Source organism: Cyanobacterium stanieri LEGE 03274 (assembly GCF_015207825.1).
GTDB lineage: Bacteria > Cyanobacteriota > Cyanobacteriia > Cyanobacteriales > Cyanobacteriaceae > Cyanobacterium > Cyanobacterium stanieri_B.
Window position 1 is genome coordinate 1 of record NZ_JADEWC010000003.1, and the last position, 20,111, is coordinate 20,111.

The 20,111-nt window shown below is 36.4% G+C and carries 12 protein-coding genes; 9 read left to right on the forward strand and 3 right to left on the reverse strand.

All coding sequences use genetic code 11. The annotated features are described in order from the left end of the window. From IQ215_RS01840 to IQ215_RS01855, 4 genes are all read left to right on the forward strand, one after another. On the forward strand, nucleotides 1–2,373 hold a 2,373-nt coding region (locus tag IQ215_RS01840), incomplete at its 5' end, for a hybrid sensor histidine kinase/response regulator (protein WP_193799627.1). 382 nt (nucleotides 2,374–2,755) lie between these two features. Further along, the gene (locus IQ215_RS01845) at nucleotides 2,756–4,063 is read left to right on the forward strand and encodes a response regulator (RefSeq protein WP_193799628.1); all 1,308 of its coding nucleotides are present in this window, start codon (nucleotides 2,756–2,758) and stop codon (nucleotides 4,061–4,063) included. Nucleotides 4,064–4,089: 26 nt separating this feature from the next. Further along, a complete protein-coding gene (locus IQ215_RS01850; RefSeq protein WP_193799629.1) occupies nucleotides 4,090–4,833 on the forward strand; it encodes an MHYT domain-containing protein in 744 nt (247 codons plus the stop codon). A gap of 124 nt (nucleotides 4,834–4,957) precedes the next feature. Then, on the forward strand, nucleotides 4,958–6,844 hold the full coding sequence (locus tag IQ215_RS01855; protein ID WP_193799630.1) for a DNA-directed RNA polymerase subunit gamma: 1,887 nt from the start codon (nucleotides 4,958–4,960) through the stop codon (nucleotides 6,842–6,844). Nucleotides 6,845–6,927: 83 nt separating this feature from the next. Here the strand turns inward: IQ215_RS01855 and IQ215_RS01860 are convergent, their stop codons facing one another. Then, nucleotides 6,928–9,387, reverse strand: coding sequence for an ATP-binding cassette domain-containing protein (locus tag IQ215_RS01860; RefSeq protein WP_193799631.1), 2,460 nt, complete (start codon nucleotides 9,385–9,387; stop codon nucleotides 6,928–6,930). A gap of 279 nt (nucleotides 9,388–9,666) precedes the next feature. Between IQ215_RS01860 and ppc the strand changes: the two genes are divergently transcribed. Next, entirely contained in the window at nucleotides 9,667–12,735 is a 3,069-nt protein-coding gene (gene ppc / locus IQ215_RS01865) for a phosphoenolpyruvate carboxylase (protein ID WP_193799632.1), read from the forward strand. A gap of 254 nt (nucleotides 12,736–12,989) precedes the next feature. Here the strand turns inward: ppc and IQ215_RS01870 are convergent, their stop codons facing one another. Beyond that, nucleotides 12,990–14,054: a mechanosensitive ion channel family protein gene (locus tag IQ215_RS01870; protein ID WP_193799633.1), complete on the reverse strand. Its 1,065-nt coding sequence runs from the start codon at nucleotides 14,052–14,054 to the stop codon at nucleotides 12,990–12,992. 204 nt (nucleotides 14,055–14,258) lie between these two features. Between IQ215_RS01870 and IQ215_RS01875 the strand changes: the two genes are divergently transcribed. Both IQ215_RS01875 and IQ215_RS14295 read left to right on the forward strand, forming a co-directional pair. Next, entirely contained in the window at nucleotides 14,259–15,971 is a 1,713-nt protein-coding gene (locus IQ215_RS01875; RefSeq protein WP_241735226.1) for an ABC transporter substrate-binding protein, read from the forward strand. A gap of 247 nt (nucleotides 15,972–16,218) precedes the next feature. Then, complete coding sequence (locus IQ215_RS14295) at nucleotides 16,219–16,386, forward strand: hypothetical protein (protein WP_206688476.1); 168 nt, start codon at nucleotides 16,219–16,221, stop codon at nucleotides 16,384–16,386. A 48-nt stretch (nucleotides 16,387–16,434) separates the two neighbouring features. Here IQ215_RS14295 and argB read toward each other — a convergent pair whose 3' ends face one another. Next, a complete protein-coding gene (gene argB, locus IQ215_RS01880) occupies nucleotides 16,435–17,319 on the reverse strand; it encodes an acetylglutamate kinase (RefSeq protein WP_193799635.1) in 885 nt (294 codons plus the stop codon). A 231-nt stretch (nucleotides 17,320–17,550) separates the two neighbouring features. Between argB and IQ215_RS01885 the strand changes: the two genes are divergently transcribed. Then, nucleotides 17,551–18,546, forward strand: coding sequence for an aminoglycoside phosphotransferase family protein (locus tag IQ215_RS01885; RefSeq protein WP_193799636.1), 996 nt, complete (start codon nucleotides 17,551–17,553; stop codon nucleotides 18,544–18,546). 178 nt (nucleotides 18,547–18,724) lie between these two features. Next, nucleotides 18,725–20,017 (forward strand): glycosyltransferase family protein, encoded by a 1,293-nt coding sequence (locus tag IQ215_RS01890; RefSeq protein ID WP_241735227.1) that lies wholly within the window; start codon nucleotides 18,725–18,727, stop codon nucleotides 20,015–20,017. Nucleotides 20,018–20,111: the final 94 nt, after the last annotated feature.

Consider the following 20,111-nt stretch of genomic DNA (forward strand, 5'->3'; position numbering starts at 1 on the left):
GCCCCAGAGTTTGATTTAGAAAATATAGACTTAGATTTAGGAGATGAAGATTTACTTTCCTTGTCCGAAACCTTAGATTTTCAATTACCTTCAGCAAAAGAGCCTTTTCCCTCCCATGAAACCTTAGATTTTGACGTACCATTAGAAAATGATGATCTATTTTCCCTCAGTAATGCCCTAGATGAGATCCTAGAATTTGAATTACCTTCAGAAAATGAGGAATCATCTTTAGAAAATAAAACCATAGATTTCGATTTGCCCTCAGAAAACGATGATTTAATCTCTCTTACTAACGCCCTAGACGAAACCATCGATTTCGATTTATCCCTAGCAAACATTTCCCAAGAATTACCAGACTTAGAAGCCTTGGGGCAACAGATAGACGAAGCCATCGAAGATACATTTTTGGAAATTGCCGAGGATGCCCCCGAAGAAGAAAATATCCCCCTTCCCGAACCTCAAATCATCCACACTGCACCGCAAACAGGGAAAATGGTTAAAGTACCCCTCGAGCAGTTAGCCAAATTTAATACCCTTTTTGGAAAACTAATTTTGGAACGAAATCGCCTTAACTTACAGCTAGGGCAAATTAAGGATTTTGGGGAGTTGATGCAACGAAGGATGAGTCAATTAGAGCGCTCTAACAAGGAATTAAGAGACTGGTATGACAAGGCATCCTCGGAGGGTTGGATAAATGAGCAAGATTCCACCGCCATCAAATCGTGGAATGAACAATCATTGATGAATCAGGCTACCCTAGAAGACTTTGACACCCTAGAAATGGATCGTTATAGCGATTTACACGTCATTTCCCAAGAACAAATTGAAACCATTGTACAGTTAAAAGAGGTTAGCACGGATATTAATTTTAGTATTAATGATATTAATCAATCCCTGCAAGAATTAAACCACACCATGGAATCGTTACAGAAAAACGCCACTCGCATTCAGATGCGTCCTTTTGCGGATTTGGTGAGGGGTTTTCCTCGTTTTATCCGTGATTTGGGGGTACAATTTGGCAAAAAGGTTAATTTAAAAATTGAGGGGGAAACTACTTTACTAGATCGCACTTTTATCGAATCCCTCAGCGCCCCTTTAATGCACCTATTGCGCAACGCTTTTGATCATGGCATTGAAGATCCCCAAACCCGCCTTCAGACAAGGAAACCAGCCCAAGGTACTATCACCCTGAGCGCCCTTAACCGCGGCACAAAAATCATTATTACTATCCAAGATGATGGGGCAGGGATTTCTTTAGATAAAATTAAGCAACGACTGCTCAAAATGGGTATGGGTAAGGGAGAAATTGCCAAGATGAAACCCTCTCAGATAATGGATTATATTTTTGAACCAGGATTTTCCACCGCCTCGGAGGTGACGGAGTTATCGGGAAGGGGAGTGGGAATGGATATAGTGCGATCGAATATTGAAGAACTACAAGGGGAAATTCACGCCTATAGCACCCTAGGAGAAGGTACTACTTTTACCCTTTCTCTGCCCTTTAATTTATCTATTTTGCGGGTGATGGTGGTAGAAACCAATCAAATGGTTTTTGCTGTGCCTGTTAACAGTGTTAGGGAAATTGTGAAGGCCGAATCTATGGATCAAAAAAAGGTGACATGGCAAAATCAATCTATTCCTGTGGTGCGTCTGGATGATTTGTTAATTTTTAATCGTCCTTGTAAACCCTTTGAAATGCCTGGTTATCCTGTTATTGATAAATCTACCCTCTTGATTGTGGGAGAAGGAATTAACTGCGGTGCAATTCACCTTGAGCGTTATTGGGGTGAACAAGAAGTTACCATACGGCCCATTGAAACCCATCTTTCTTTACCCCCCGGGTTCATTAGTTCCCTTATTTTAGGGGATGGCAGGGTATTACCTTTAGTTGATCCTGTGGTCATTTTTCAAGAAGCCATGGATCTACAATATGATTATGAACCACGTACTCAAATGTTTGGCTCAGATTATTATAAAGGTTTTAGGGGCGATCGGGAAAATACTATCCTCATTGTGGATGATTCCATTAACGTCCGTCGTTACCTTGCCTCTACCCTCGAAAAAGCAGGGTATCAAGTCGAACAAGCCAAGGATGGGCGAGAAGCCGTTGATAAACTACTCGCAGGAATTTCCGTACAAGGGGTTATCTGTGATATTGAAATGCCACGCCTTGATGGTTATGGAGTATTAGAAGAAATTAAGGGCCACTCTCAATTTAAATTTTTACCCATCATCATGCTTACTTCCCGCAGTAATGAAAAACACAAAAAATTAGCCTTTAATTTAGGCGCAGATGGCTATTTTTCCAAACCTTATAATGAGGAAAATTTATTACAAACCATCGAAAAATTAGTTAAGGTTAATTATCTTTAAGGTTTTGTTAACAAATGTTAAAAATAACCCCATTACTTATATAAAGTTTTTATAAAGATTTAAGTATAAATTACCAAAAAAAATAGTTTAATTAAACTTAGTTTTACCAAGGTTATAATATCGATTAAACTCTAAATAAATTGGTATTTACGGTATATTTACCACTGGTTATTATCACTTAATCTTGAAAATCAAAACAAAAAAAATTGGTAATTATTCAAAGAAGTAAATATTTCTTTAATATTTATCATAAAACCATACTCTATAATAGCTAAATAAATCAGGACACAATTTAAAAATCCAGGAAAAGTAGTTAGGTTAATACCGTTGGCATAGAAATAAAGATTGTGATCGCACAAAATTACTCGAGGAGAAAAACAAGATGAATAATAAGACGCAAAAACAACCATCCACATTTAATCCCGTTAGCATTTTACAGTTTCTTTATAAAAATAAACTAACCGTCCATCTAACATTAGAATCAAATTTAGTGACGTGGAACTTGTATTATATTGATGGTGTGTTGCAATATGCAAATCATTCATTACAATCATTAGATACCCTCGAATATTATTTAAGTGCCATTAATCCTGGTGTAGCTACAAAAATTATTAATGTCCTTAAAACAAGACAAAACATTAACACATTACAATTAATACAAATAATACATTTACTTTCTCAAAAGCAATTTATTAACGATGAAGATAAAAGTCATCTTCTCAAAAAATTAACTGAAGATGCCCTCGAATCTTTCCTATGGTTAAACAAAGGCGAATATCATTGGGAAAAATTAAATAAAACAGAGGTATTAAACATTAAAAATGTTGTGGGAGATAACCCCATAAATATTTCTACCACGGTTAAATCTCTCCGTATTCGTCATCAACTGTGGCAAAAATTATCCCCCGTGGCAAATTCCCCTTACCAGTGCCCAGTATTTACCAGTATTAATGATGCACAAAAAAAAGTACCCCAAGGAAAGTTATCCATGAGGGTATTAACTCAATTATCAAAATTGGTAAAAGGTGATACCACTATCCGAGACATTGCCACGGCATTAAAACAAGATGAGTTAAAAATAATCGGTTTACTTGCCCCTTATATTCACCATGGCATCGTCAATGTACAAAAGGCAAAGTATCCTTATGATAATTTACCCACGGTGTCTCCTATGGCACAAACAATGGACAACCCAACAACACCATCATCATCGCCACAACAGGCAAATATAATGGCTCAATCCATGGGAATTAATGGTAATCATCATTTATCTAATTCTCTCCATGGTTCATCAACACAGAATAAGTCTAAAATTATTTGTATTGATGATAGTCCGACAATGTTGGCAACGATTAAGGATTATCTACAAGGGGATTATTTTGAGGTGGTAACGGTGGAAAATCCTATGGAGTCTCTTTCTTATTTGTTTGAAAGTAAGCCAGATTTGATTTTGATGGATTTATCAATGCCAAAAATTAATGGTAATCGTCTTTCTCAAATTCTTAAAAGTAGTTCGATGTTTAAGAATGTTCCTATTATCATTGTTAGTGGTAATCATAAAATGCTGGATGCTCAAAAGATAGAAAGCATTGGGGCAAGGGATTTTTTAGCGAAGCCTTTTTCTCAAACACAATTGTTAAATATTGTGAATAAACATTTACAAAATAGTTATTCTGCGGTAAACAAATAGTTCTTAAAAATAAATTAGTAACAATCATGAATGTAACTTATGATATTCCCCTAGTTATTCTCTCGGCTATCATTGCGGTGGGGGCTGGTTATTTCACCATTGAGATGTCTCAGGAGATTACGTTTAATAAGGGTTTAGAGCGTTGGAGTTGGTTAATTATCAGTGCGGTGACTATGGGAATGGGTATTTGGGGAATGCACTTTATTGCGATGACGGCTTTTTCCATTGAGCCGAAAATTAGTTATGATTTTTTGATTGTGCTGGTATCTTTGTTGGCGGCGGTGTTGGGTTGTATTCAGGGGTTATATATCATTACTCAACCTTTGGTTACTAATAAAACCATTGTGGCGGGTGCTATTAGTATGGGGGCAGCCATTGCGGGAATGCACTATATTGGTATGGCGGCCATCAGGGTGGCTGCGGATATTAGTTATGATCCTACTTTGTTTATTTTATCAGTGTTCATTGCGATCGCAGCTTCGTTTGCGGCCATTAAAATCGTGATTGGTTTAAGGACAGGCACAAAAGATGCTTTGTATAATATCAAAAAAGCCACTGCATCTCTAATTATGGGAATTGCGGTATTATCCATGCACTATACGGGCATGGCGGCGGCCAACTTCAGTGTTAATTATAATTTATTGAGTCAACAAACCACTAACATTCTTGATAGTCAAATGATTGGTTTATCGGTTGCCTTTGCAGTGTTGGGGATGTTTGCGATCGTCTATACAGTATTGATTAATTCCCACTGGAATCGATCTGTTTAAATATTATAGTATAATGTATTTTCTGGACAATTATCGCTCAAAGTAGAAAAATAACAAGCCCTCGGATAATTGCAAACAACATATTGATTGATTCTATAGAAAAGGTTTAGCTCATTACAATAGCATGACAAAGCAACAAACAAGACAGTTTGACTACGTAAAAATCGGCATCGCTTCCCCCGAAAGAATTAGAGAATGGGGCGAGCGCACCTTACCCAATGGTATTGTCGTCGGTGAAGTAACAACCCCAGAAACCATTAACTATCGTACCCTTAAGCCAGAAATGGACGGGCTATTTTGTGAGAAAATTTTTGGTCCTTCCAAGGATTGGGAATGTCATTGCGGAAAATATAAAAGAGTACGCCACAGAGGTATTGTCTGCGAACGTTGTGGGGTTGAAGTTACAGAGTCTAGGGTGCGCCGTCATCGTATGGGCTACCTAAAATTGGCCGCCCCTGTTACCCATGTATGGTACTTAAAAGGGATTCCTAGCTATTTAAGTATTCTCCTTGATATGCCCCTACGGGATGTAGAACAGGTGGTTTATTTTAACTCCTATGTGGTGCTAAACCCTGGGAATGCGAGTAATTTGAGTAATCGTCAATTGCTCAGCGAAGATCAATGGATGGAAATTGAGGAGCAAATCTACGCCGAGGACTCCGAATTAGAAGATATTGAAGTGGGCATTGGCGCTGAAGCGGTTGAACGTCTATTACAGGAGATTAATTTAGAAGAAGAAGCCGATAAACTAAGAGAAGAAATCAGCAATAGCAAAGGGCAAAAAAGAGCAAAATTAATCAAAAGATTACGCTTAATTGATAACTTTATCGCTACGGGTTCAAAACCTGAATGGATGGTTTTAAGTGTAATTCCTGTCATTCCCCCTGATTTACGCCCCATGGTGCAGTTAGATGGTGGTCGTTTTGCTACCTCTGACCTAAATGATTTATATCGTCGTGTAATTAACCGTAATAACCGTTTAAAACGTCTTCAAGAAATCCTTGCCCCTGAAATCATTATCCGTAACGAAAAACGGATGTTACAAGAGGCGGTGGACGCTCTAATTGATAATGGCCGTAGAGGACGCACCGTCGTTGGTGGTAATAATCGCCCCCTCAAATCCCTTTCTGATATTATTGAGGGTAAACAGGGTCGTTTCCGTCAAAACCTCTTGGGTAAACGGGTGGACTACTCTGGACGTTCGGTAATTGTAGTTGGTCCTAGTTTACAAATTTATCAATGCGGTTTGCCTAGGGAAATGGCGATCGAACTTTTCCAACCCTTTGTGATTAATCGTCTCATCCGTCTGGGTATTGTCAGTAATATTAAGGCGGCTAAGAAAATGATCATTAAAGGTGATCCTAGCATCTGGAAGGTGTTAGAAGAAGTAATTACCGGACACCCTGTATTACTAAACCGCGCCCCCACCCTCCACCGTTTGGGTATTCAAGCCTTTGAGCCTGTGTTGGTGGAAGGTAGAGCCATTCAACTCCATCCCCTTGTCTGTCCTCCTTTTAACGCTGACTTTGACGGGGACCAAATGGCGGTACACGTACCCCTATCCATTGAAGCCCAGGCGGAGGCTCGTTTGTTGATGATGGCTTGTCATAACATTCTTTCCCCTGCTACTGGTAAACCTATTATTGCTCCTTCTCAGGATATGGTATTGGGTTGTTATTATCTCACGGCGGAAAATCCTGCGGCGACTAAGGGCGCTGGGGGTTACTATGCTAACCTTGAGGATGCTTTTAGGGCCTATGAGCAAGGGTTAATTGATTTACATGCTTATGTTTGGGTTCGTTTTGATGGGGCGGTTGATGGTAGTCACCCTGATGATAAACCCGAAAAGGTTGAACAACTCGGCGATGGTAGTTGTTGGAAGTATTATGGCGATCGCAAAGTACGGGAAACCGCTGAGGGTGAAAAAATTGCCCAATATATTCACACTACCCCCGGGCGAATTATTTATAACAAAACTATCATTGATGCTTTAGATTTTGAAGCTGTCTAATTGATAAACTATGGGGAGGCTAATATGTCTCCCTTTTTTATGGGAAAAAGTGTATATTCTTTATTTTTTCACTTCTTCTGTAGTTAGCCATATATATCTTTTCTTCTTTGTAAAATAAACGTTATGGCAAAGTAGATAAGAGTATGCAACATTAACACTAACCAGTTAATGGCGAGGTTGTGCCAGGTGGAGTCATAAACCAATGATTCGGGGATTCCCGGGGCGATCGCACTGCCATCGGGTAATATAATGGGTTCAGGTATCATGGCATTAACATCAACCAATGTACCATAAGCCCCCACAGACCAACGACTAATAGTTAACCATGATAAATATTTCCCTGCATCTTCCATGGTAAATAACACCCCTGAAAAAATAATTTGTGGGATTAATAATAAGGGTAACAAACTATTAGCTTGAGTAATATTTTTTACCCCTGCAGATACCATTAAGGCAAAATTTATACTAGCAAAAATAGTCAAAAAACTGGTAATAAAAACTCCCATTGACCAAGGAATTAATTCTGAATTAGGACTTGCAAAACGGATTAAAATAGTTAAAACAATCAATAAACTTTGTAAAAATGTAACTAGCTTTAGTACCGATAATTTAGAAAATAAATAAGCAAAAATATCAAGATTTACTAACCTTTCTCGAAAATAAATATCTGCCTCTTTTACGATTTCTTGCAAAGCACCTGATAAACCGACCCAAATATTAGCACAAGTGAAAACAAATAAGACGCTAAGGGCTGTTGATGCTAACTTAGGATTATTATCTGATTCGATGGTGAAAGGCTCAATTTTGATAGCAAAACTAATTAAACTAATACCGATAGGAGCTGTCAAAAGGGATATTAAAAGGTTTATTTTATCTCTAAAAATGATTTTGCCATACCTTTGGGTTAAGGTAATAGTTTGTTTTAATAAAGATGGTTTTACCTTTTCAGGGGTTGATTGATAAGGGATTTTATTACCCTTTAAAGAAGTATTAGTAAAATTATAACCCGTATTATTAGCCATAGAATAAGTGGTGTGTTTTTGTGACAAATGATCTTTAATATTATCTTGATAATAGGAAGAATTTTTAAATTCTTGAGCTTTATTAATCACCGCTTCAATGGTTTCTAAATTAATATAAATATCCGCAAAATTCCCACTAGAAATATTAAAAAAGTCCATGGCTTTTTGGGGTTCACCATAATAGCAAAGATGCCCCCCTCTGCCTAAAAATACGAGGCGATCGCACATACTTATATTTGTAGTGGCATGGGTAACAAGAATAATGGTACGTCCTTCATCGGCTAATTTGCGTAATAATTCCATCATCTTTTTATCCAATCCAGGATCAAGCCCTGAGGTGGGTTCATCGAGGAAAAATAACTTAGGATCTGCTAATAATTCTACTCCAATGCTTACCCTTTTTAACTGACCACCACTGAGATTTTTAACCAAAATATTCTTATAATCAACTAACTCAATTTGGTCTAACGTTTTACTGACTATTTCCCGAATATTAATATCAGGGGGTAAACGTAATTTTGCAGAATATTCGAGGGCTTCTATAACTGTTAAATCCTTATGAATAATATCTTTTTGCGGTACATAACCAATTTGATTACGATAAATATTAAAATTTTGCCGTAAGTCTTCCCCATTAATAAATACAGCTCCCTGGGTTGTGGGTTGAATACCCAAAAGAGTACCCATTAAAGTTGATTTTCCCGCCCCACTACCTCCCACCAAAGCCACAAATTGACCAGGTTCGATGGGTAAAGATATATCATTAATAATAGTGCGATCTTTTCCTTCTTGATCTTTAACAACCCTAATCAAATTAAACGCATCTAAACGAATATTATCCCCTGGATCAGCGATAACTAATTTATGTCCTTGTAATACCAGACGATAAGGACCAATGGTAATTAATGAATTATGACTAATCACACAAGAGCCATTAACTTTTTTTTCATTGACAAACACCCCATTAGCACTATAATCGGTGAGGATATAATCTCCTTTACTATTTTTCGTAATGACGGCGTGTTTTCGGGATACCGTAGGCGCTTCTAATCGTAAATCTGCGTTTTCATCCCTACCAAGAATGATGGGTTTTTCTAATAAAGAGATAGATTGGGTTTTAGGGGGGGTAAAACCACTATGGACTTGAGATGAATGATATTCAATAATCACCCAATCCCTTGGATTTTGACCGATTTGGATGCGATCGCCATTACTCAATAAATGACCATGAAGGGGAATTAATTTATTATTAATAAAAAGTCCATTGGAACTACGTCTTGCCCCGTTACCATCAAAAAGACGATAATTATGATTATCTTCCCGAATAAAAAGTCCCTGACAACGACTGACAATATTCCAATCATTAGGTACAACTAAATCTACCATAGTAGGGTCACGACCCAAACGATGTTCAGAGGCAGATAATTCCATTCCTGGAAGGATAATTCCCTGATTATTTAGAGTAATATAGGGATTAAGATTACTTTCAAGAACGGTATTAGAGCTAGAAGACTGGTTCATGATTGTCGTCAGAGGGAGTTATAAATCAAATAATAGCAATGAAAATTAACCAGAAGAAAATAAAATTTGATCAACTTTAAAACCAGACCATTAAATGATAAATTGCAGATATTTATCAAGAAAATTGAGGAGAAAATATAATCAGAGTGATGGGGAATAGATGAATATAGATAAAAAATGTATCTGAAAAAACTTTATTTAAGGACTAATCACCGCTAAGATTATAAGGTTGTCATGACAACTAGCCCATGAATCAACATCTATAGAGAAGTAAATATTATGACTTTTACCAAAACTAGCCATAAAGAAGAAGAACTAAGCATCTACTCTAACTCAGAGTTACTATTGCGCCACCGATTAAAGTTAATTGAGAATTTGTGGGAATTAGTTTTGACCAATGAATGTGGACAGCATTTGGTAGATTTACTAGAACAATTAAAGTCCGCTTGTTCTCCTGAAGGACAAACTTCCGAAAGCCCCAAACAATCTGTTAGTAAATGGATTGAGCAATTAGAGTTAGATGATGCCATCAAGGCTGTACGCGCTTTAGCTCTTTATTTCCAATTAATTAACATTGTCGAGCAACATTACGAACAAAGAAACCAAAAAATTATCCGTAGTACCACCACCGAAGATCAAGTAAATGGTTCTAAAATGGATAGTGTCATTGATAAATTGATTGAGGGCGAAACCGAAAAAATAGTTGTTGATTCTGGGGATAAAGATTATAGTTATTTTGAACAAAAACCCAATCCGGCTAGTGGAGGTACTTTTCATTGGTTATTCCCCCATCTCCAACAGTTGAATATGCCCCCTCAAAAAATTCAAGAATTGTTGGATGAGTTGGATATTCGTTTGGTATTCACAGCGCACCCTACAGAAATTGTCCGTCATACCATTCGCAAAAAACAAAGACGCATTTCCCAAATTTTAGAGCGCTTGGATGGTGCTGAGGAATCTTGTCGCGCCATGGGTTTAACTAATTCTTATGAAGCTGAGCATTTTCGCTCCCGTTTGATGGATGAGATTCAGTTGTGGTGGCGCACCGATGAGTTACACCAGTTTAAGCCCACGGTATTAGATGAGGTGGATTATGCCCTTCACTATTTCCAAGAGGTATTATTTGATAGTTTGCCCCATCTTTCCAAACGATTACAACAGGCTTTACATAGCACTTTTCCTAAATTGAAAGCCCCTAGTCATAAGTTTTGTTATTTTGGCTCTTGGGTAGGGGGCGATCGTGACGGTAACCCTTTTGTAACCCCTGAAGTTACATGGTCAACGGCTTGTTATCAACGTAACCTTGTCATTGAAAAATATTTGGAATCTGTGGCGAAGTTAAATGATGTACTAAGTTTATCGTTACATTGGTCTAATGTTTTGCCAGAATTATTAGATTCCTTGGAAACCGATCGCATCAAGATGCCTGATGTGTATGATAGATTATATGTTCGTTATCGCCAAGAGCCTTACCGCCTCAAATTGGCTTTTATCGAGAAAAAATTACACAACACCAAGGCTCGTAATGAGGCTTTATCGAACCCTGAAACCCGTAAATCCATTAAATTAGCCACCAAGGATGATAACCTTTATCCTAGTGCTAACGACTTCCTAGATGACCTAAAACTGATTAAACTTAACCTTGAGCAAACAGGATTAAACTGTCAAGAATTAGACCATCTTATCTTCCAAGTAGAAATTTATGGTTTTCATCTTGCCGAGTTAGATTTTCGTCAGGATTCTTCTCGCCATTCCGATGCCCTTAACGAAATCGCCCAATATTTGGGAATGTTGGATAAACCCTACAATGAATTAAGCGAGGAGGAAAAAACCGCGTGGCTAGTGAGGGAATTAAAAACCCGTCGCCCCCTTGTGCCTAATCCAATTCCTTTTTCTGAGACTACCACCGAAACCATTGAAACTTTTAAGGTGTTAAGGGCGCTGCAAGGGGAATTTGGTTTAGAAATTTGCAACACCTACATCATCAGTATGACTAACTATGTCAGTGATGTTTTAGAGGTATTATTATTAGCCAAGGAAGCAGGATTGTATGACCCCGTAATTGGAGCTAGTACCATTCGTATAGTGCCTCTATTTGAGACGGTGGAGGACTTAAAAAGATCCTACTCGGTGATGAAAGAATTGTTTGATTTACCCCTTTATCGTGCCTGTTTGGCGGGGGGATATGAGGAAATTCCTACCAATAGTCAGTCTAATTTGGTATTACCGAAGTTAACTCCTTATAACCTCCAGGAGATTATGTTGGGCTACTCTGATAGTAATAAAGATTCAGGGTTTATGAGTAGTAATTGGGAAATCCATAAAGCCCAAAAGGTTTTGGCAAAATTGGGTAAAAATTATGGGGTAAAAATCAAAATTTTCCACGGTAGGGGTGGCTCTGTGGGTAGGGGGGGAGGCCCTGCCTATGCGGCGATTTTGGCTCAACCGACTTCCACCATCAATGGACGTATTAAAATTACTGAACAAGGGGAAGTTTTGGCTTCTAAGTATTCCTTACCAGAGTTGGCTTTGTATAATCTTGAAACCATCAGCACCGCTGTAATTCAGGCTAGTTTGTTGGGTAGTGGGTTTGATGATATTGAGCCTTGGAATGAGATTATGGAAGAAATTGCGATCGCCTCCAGGAAAGCCTATCGAGATTTAATTTACGAACAACCAGACTTTATCGACTTCTTCCTTTCCGTTACCCCCATCGAGGAAATCAGTAAACTCCAAATTAGCTCCCGCCCTGCCCGTCGTAAGAAAGGTAAAAAGGATATTAGCTCCCTACGTGCCATTCCTTGGGTGTTTAGCTGGACTCAAAGCCGTTTCTTGCTCCCTGCTTGGTATGGGGTAGGTACTGCCCTACAGGAATTTTTAGCCAAAGAGCCTGAGGAGAATTTGAAATTATTACGCTATTTTTACCTAAAATGGCCTTTCTTCAAGATGGTAATTTCTAAGGTGGAAATGACCCTTTCTAAAGTAGATTTACAAATGGCAAGTCATTATGTGGAAGAATTGGCGGAGGATGAAGATAAAGAGCGATTCCATAAGCTATTCTCCCAAATTGCCAAGGAATACTATCTGAGTAGAGAAATGGTCTTAAAAATCAATCAACAAGAGCGATTATTGGATACTGATCCCGAATTGCAACGCTCAGTACAGTTGCGTAATGGTTCTATTGTACCCCTTGGCTTCTTGCAAGTATCTTTATTAAAACGTCTGCGTCAATATGCTAATCAAGACAAAGCGGGTTTAATTCATTTCCGTTATAGCAAAGATGAATTATTGCGGGGTGCTTTACTTACCATTAACGGTATCGCCGCAGGAATGCGTAACACGGGTTAATGAGGGTTAGATGAAGGGTGATTAGGAGTAAGGATACAATAAAAGTCCCCCTGAATTGGGGGCTATAAGGGCGATTTTGTTCGTATTATATCAAGTTCGGACAATTCGTTATAAATAGATTCTATCTTCGCAGTTGCTCTACCGTGTAAATTTATTGCACGGCTAACGGTAGTTCTTTCAATCTATTGAACCAACACCAAATCTGATTAGTAAAGTTTACTATTCTTAAAACAGGATTTAGTCTAAACTGTTCATCATTTAAGATAATGTAGGGCTGTAGGATAAGCAAACTGGATTCTGGCTTCGGCAAAAGCGAATTTGATGGCAAGATTAACCTCATGTTGGGCTTTGCGATAAATTTTTAACTCATTATTACTATGGACAAAATAAATGACTTCATAGTCGAGGCTAAAATCTCCAAAACCAGAAAAATAAGCAATATCAAAGGTAATATTTTCTAAGGGCATAAGGGCTTTTTCGATAATTTCGGGAATTTGGGGCAGTAGATGATTATCAGTTTCATAAATGATGCCTAATTTTATTTTTGCTTGACGACTTTGCATCCTTTTATAATTTCTCAGACGAGAGCTAGTTAAGTCTGTATTTGCCAAAACTAATTCTTCCCCTGTGAGAGCTTTTATTCTGGTGGTTTTGATGCCAATGTGTTGTACATATCCCGTAAATTCATCCACGGAAACTAAATCAGAAATCTCGAAGGGGCGATCGAATAAAATAGCAAAATAACTAAATAAATCTTGTAAAATTCCTTGGGATGCAAGGGCAAGGGCAACACCACCAATCCCCAAACCTGCAATAATCGCCCCAATATCAAAACCTAAATTACTAATGGTAAATATGGCTGCCAATGTCCAAATTACAACCCTAATAGCAGGAAAAAGGGCGTTAATATTTTTCTCGACAATGGAATTGGAATAATGATATTTTTTACTATAAAATCTAATAATTACCCTAGATAAATCAACTAAAAATCTCGATGTACAAAAAGTAATAGCAACACTAAAAAAAGTCCTAGATAATCCTAAAATTGTTTCATTTATTTCAACTTCCTTAAAGGTTAAATAACAAATAATAAAGTAACCAATGGGAATTATATGTTTATTAATAATTTCAATAATTTGATCATCTAAGTCTGTTTTGGTTTGGCGGGTAATTTTTTTTAACTGTCTAAATAATAAATTTTTAGCAATTTTTAGAACAAAATAACTAAGTCCTAAAATTAGGATAACAATGGCAATATCTGTTAGCAAACTTTGAAAATTAGGAGAAATATTAAAAATCTGCTCCAAACTAATATTCATATTTTATAAAGAGGCAATCGGATAAAAAAATAAGGATTTAAAGATAGGTTTAACTGAAACTAATTTTTTGGTATTTTTTACTATTTTCTATGATCTTCGGTAGAGCTATATTAGGATAACATGGGAGTTGTAAAAAAAGATTGATTTGATTAAGGTATGTTTTCTAGGTTTTCCAAGATAATTAGTGGGGCTTTGGTGATGCTGATGAGTTTAACTTTATTATCGGGGTGTGGTGATGCTACTCTTGTAAATAAGACGAGGCAACAATCTCAGATAACTCAAGCTATTTTAAGTGATCCTAAAACATTCAACGCTGTTTTGTCTCAGGAGTCTCCTAATATTTTTGGTTTAACCTATGATGGATTGGTGGAGGAAAATCCTTTAACGGGGGAAATTCAACCTGCCTTGGCGCAGTCTTGGACTTTTTCGGAGGATAATCTTAATATTACTTTTACTCTCAAGGAAAATTTAAAATGGTCTGATGGTGAACCTTTGACGGTAGATGATGTGGTATTTAGTTATAATCAACTCTATCTGAATGAGGAAATTCCTAGTAATGCAAGGGATAGTTTGAGGGTGGGGGAAAGTCGTGCTTTGCCTACGGTGACGAAGTTAAATGATAGACAGGTGAGGTTTACGATTAATGAACCTTTTGCTCCTTTTTTAGAAAGCACAGGGTTAGCAATTTTACCTAAACATATTTTAGAGGAAACGGTGCAAGAAAGGGATCGGGATGGTAATCCTTTGTTTCTTTCTGTGTGGGGGGTGGATACTCCTCCTGATGAGTTGATTGTTAATGGCCGTTATCAGTTGAAAAGTTATTCTACTTCTCAGCGGGTTATTTTTACGAGAAATCCTTATTATTGGCAGAAGGATGAGGAGGGTAATGAATTACCTTATATTGAAGATGTGGTGTGGGAAATTGTGGAATCGACGGACACTTCTTTGTTACAATTTCGCTCTGGCAGTTTAGATTCTATAGGGGTTTCCCCTGAGTATTTTTCTTTACTTAAACGGGAGGAGGACAAGGGGGATTTTACTATTTATAATGGTGGTGCTGCCTATGGTACTACTTTTATGGCTTTTAATCTCAATCAAGGTTCGAGAAATGGTACTCCTTTGGTGACTCCTTATAAGTCGAAGTGGTTTAATAATGTGCAGTTTAGAAGGGCGATCGCCCATAGCATTGATCGTGATAGAATGATTAATAATATATATAGGGGTTTAGGAGAACAACAAAATTCACCTATTTCGGTGCAGTCACCATTCTACGATCCTACCGTAGAAGGCTACGAATATAACCCTGAATTAGCCAAAGAGATTTTAATGGCTGAAGGATTTAGATATGACAATAACGGTAATCTTTTTGATGCCGACAATCATCCCGTCAGATTTAGCCTTCTTACCAACGCAGGAAACCGCATCAGGGAATCCCTAGGCTCTCAAATTAAGCAAGATTTAGAGCAAATCGGGGTTATCGTTGATTTTACCCCCATCGCTTTTAATGTATTGGTAGATAAACTCAGTAATTCCCTAGATTGGGAAGCCCATATTATTGGTTTTACAGGGGGAAATGAGCCTAACGGGGGCATTAATCTTTGGAATCCTGACGGTAATTTACATCTTTTTAATCAAAAACCCCAAGCAGGAAGGGAAGACATCCAAGGCCGAGTGGTTGCAGACTGGGAAAGGGAAATCGGTGATTTGTATGTACAAGGGGCAAGGGAATTAGAATTTGAGCGTCGTAAGCAAATCTATGATCAAACTCAGCAGTTAGCTATGGAATATTTACCTTTAATATATCTGGTGAATCCTTATTCTTTATCTGCGGTAAGAAATCGCATTGAAGGGGTGGAATACTCTCCCCTTGGTGGTGCTTTTTGGAATATTGAAAGGTTGACTATTGCTGATGAGTAATTTTTTATGGGTTTAAGGTGCGCTGTTATTAATCAAAAGTAACGAGGGAAAAATAATTAATCATTGTCTTGATTATTATCCCTTACAAAATATATGAAGAAATGCAACAGATTAAGAATAAATGTCACGAAAATAATTTTTTGAAACAACCATCATGAATAATAAAAACTAGCTAATTTATCAAATAGTGAGAATATAATGGAGTACTCGCTTTGATAAAAATATCAAGGAGCTTTTACTTATGAAAATGATTAAAGTTTTTTCTTTATGGAGTCGTGAAAATAAAGAATCTTCAAGGATGGATAATCATCAAAACAAAGATACCCAGAACTTAAAAAATAAAGAATCCTCTCGCTCTACATTTCTATCAAAAATAGCCGATAACTTTAAAGATAATATTCTTGATTTACGTTAAATTTTGTTTGTTAATAAAAGGGTGAAATTCACCCTCAAAAGCTGAAAATTAAGGAACAATCATTGAACCAATACCATCATCAGTGAAAATTTCTAACAATAGAGCATGGGGGATTCTACCATCAATGATATGAGCCGCTTTTACCCCTTGGGCTAAAGAGCGTACACAACAAGTTACTTTGGGAATCATTCCCCCAGACACCACCCCTTGATCGATTAAGTCCCTAGCATCTTGGATTGATAACTTATATAGTAACGTAGAAGGATCATGATAGTCCTGCAAAATCCCGGGGGTATCGGTTAATAAAATTAATTTTTCAGCCCCCAAAGCGGCGGCAATTTCTCCCGCCACGGTATCCGCATTAATATTGTGGGGTTGTCCATCAAAATCCGCTGCGACACTAGATATGATGGGTACATAACCACTTTTTACAAGGGAATCTACTAAAGAGCTATCAACGCTAGTGACTTCTCCGACAAAACCAACTTTTTCACGATTTACCGATCTAGCTTGAATTAGATTACCATCTTTTCCGCATATACCAACGGCTTTTCCCCCAGCGTTATTAATCAGGGTAACTAATTGTTTATTTACCCTACCCACCAACACCATTTCCACCACGTCCATGGTTTGAGCGTCTGTTACCCTTAATCCATCTTTGAATTGAGGTTCGATACCTAATTTTGTTAACCAAACATTAATTTCTGGGCCACCTCCATGCACTACCACTGGATTTAAACCCACGGAGGCGAGAAAAACAATATCTCTGATTACTCCTTCTTTGAGATTATCATCTTTCATGGCAGCACCACCGTATTTCACAACGATGGTACGTCCTGCAAATTTTTGTATATAGGGAAGTGCCTCGCTTAAAACTCTAACTCTAGTTGCCTCGGACTCTTTATAGTATTCGCTTTCCCTGTTTTCTACCATTATTTTTTATATTTTTTTTGTTTTACGATCATCTACTTTAATAACAAGATATTATCAAAATTGTTCATACAAAACAATTAAGCTATGTTTATTTTTCAAGTTACTATGTAGTAAATGAAATTATTCGTGATGGTTAGTTATTAACTATTTCTTGCTTTTTTACGATACTTTGATATTAATTAAAGTTAGCAAATAACATAAATATATATTGTTTATTTTATAAAAATAAATATGAATATTATTAATAAGTATAATCTAAGTTCTGATAAGAAAATGGTGTTTCTAACAGACATTTTAAATAAAGATAATGTGGAAAGCTATTTTAATCAATTTTTGTCTGATTTAATGAGTAAGTATCAGTTAAAAGCCTTAGAAGTAATTCGTTATAAACCAGAAAAAAGATGTTTAATTGAGTTTACTTTTGAAGGAGATAATAGTTTAATATTAATTGGTAAAATAAAAGCAAAAGGTACTGATTTTAAAACCTATAATTTACAACAAAAGCTATGGGAAAATGGCTTTAATAATGATTGTTTGGATCAAATTTCTGTGCCTCAACCTTTTGGTTTAATTCCTCCGTGGCAAATGTGGTTACAAAAAAAAGTATCGGGAAAAGTTTTAACAGATTTGTTTAATCCTGAGATGAATAGACAAATTATAGAAAAAATTCCCTATGTTATTCGTAAATTACATTTAGCAAACATAGCCACTGTTCATTCTCATTTGATAGTTGATGAATTGAGTATATTACATCAAAAATTACCTTTAGTTTTAAAGATTTATCCTCATTGGGAGTCTCAAATTAAAGATATTTTGAAAAAGTGTGATTCTCTTGGTCAATTAATGGAAGAAAATCACTATTTATGTGGTATTCATCGTGATTTTTATTTTGATCAGATTATCGTAGATGATGAGCATTTTTATTTATTAGATTTAGATTTATATTGTTTGGGTAATCCTAGCCTTGATATGGGAAATTTTTTGGGACACATAATAGAGTATAGTTTAAGAAGATATGGTCATTTTCACGCTTTTAAGGCTCAGGAAAATATTTTAGAAAATGAGTTTATTTCATTGGTAGGAGAAGACAAAAGAAAGGAGATGAGAATTTATACTATTTTGACGCTGGTAAGGCATATATATCTTAGTACCCTATTTCCTGAGCGTCAGTTTTCAACTCCTATTTTGTTTGATTACTGTCAGGGTTTGTTAACAGATTTTGGTTAATCTAATGGATAATGATTGCTGATGAGGTTGGTTGATTTTACGGTTTTATCAGTATTAGAGAGGATAAATATATAATTTGTATAAAGTTTACGTATAAATAGTTAGATTCAGGAACAAATTAGGGATATTTTGCTTCTTAAACAAATATTAACCATATTTATTTACATATTATTGACCGATGAACTGCAATTTTAGTGAAGAAAATAATTCTTTGACGCAATCTTTAGACACAAGCTCTAATTTTGCGATTTCTAGCTGTGGAAATTCTTCTTCTAAGCGATGGCGGATAGTGCTTTACTCCCATGATACTATGGGTTTAGGGCATAAAAGACGTAATTTATTGATAGCTCAAAATTTGGGGCTTTCTCCTCTGAATGTGGATATTTTACTGATTACGGGTACAAATCAGAGTAATAATTTTAGTGGCGGTGATGGGATTGATTGTGTTACTCTACCTGCTTTGTATAAAAATGAGAGGGGAAGTTATGAGGCAAAACAATGGCAGATGTCTCTTGATGAAATTGTTAAGATGCGATCGCACATTATTCTAGCAACAATTCAAAATTTTAAACCAGATATATTAATAGTTGATAACGTGCCGAAGGGGGCAATGGGAGAGTTAAAACCAACTCTTAAATATTTAAAAAAAGAAACAAATACCTTTAGAATTCTTGGCTTAAGAGATATATTAGACGATCCAAAAACAGTATATCAAGAATGGAAGAAAGCGAAAAATGAGAAGATAATTCGTACCTATTATAATGAAGTATGGATTTATGGAGATCCTATGATTTATGATGCCATTAAAGAGTATAAATTTTCAACGGATATTGCGAGTAAATTTCGTTATACAGGCTACTTTGATCAACGGTCAAGATTAGATTTTAGCTCGAATAAGTCTAACTTTAAACTTAATAATAAAGATTTAGCTTTATGTATGGTTGGTGGAGGGCAAGATGGAGCTAATTTAGCTTTGACTTTTGCACAAACTATTTTACCTAATAATGTTCAAGGGATAATTATTACTGGTCCTTTTATGCCCAAAGAAGTACAAGAATATTTATTAAATATAGCAAAAAATAGATCTAATTTATGGGTGTGGAAATATGTAAAAGAACCTACTTTTCTTTTAAAAGAGGCAAAATGGGTAATTTCTATGGGTGGGTATAATAGCACCAGTGAAATTTTATCTTTTGAAAAAAGAGCTTTAATTATTCCGAGAATTAATCCTCGTCGTGAGCAGTTAATACGCATTCAAAGGTTACAAGAGTTGGGATTAGTGGATATGTTACACCCAGATAATTTAACTCCTGATTCTTTAGCTAAATGGTTAAAAGAAGAAAAAAATACACCTCAAGTACATAATTATATTGATTTTCACGGATTAAAAAGAATTCCCCTATATTTAAATAGTATTTGTCAACAAATACAGCACAAAAACTCATCTAATAAATTTCCAATGGTTGCTTAGGTAATAACTAATTATTTTGTGGGGAAAATAGATAGTAAATATAGGTTTTTAATGTAATCAAACATTATTTAGTAACACAATTTAGAATCAATCA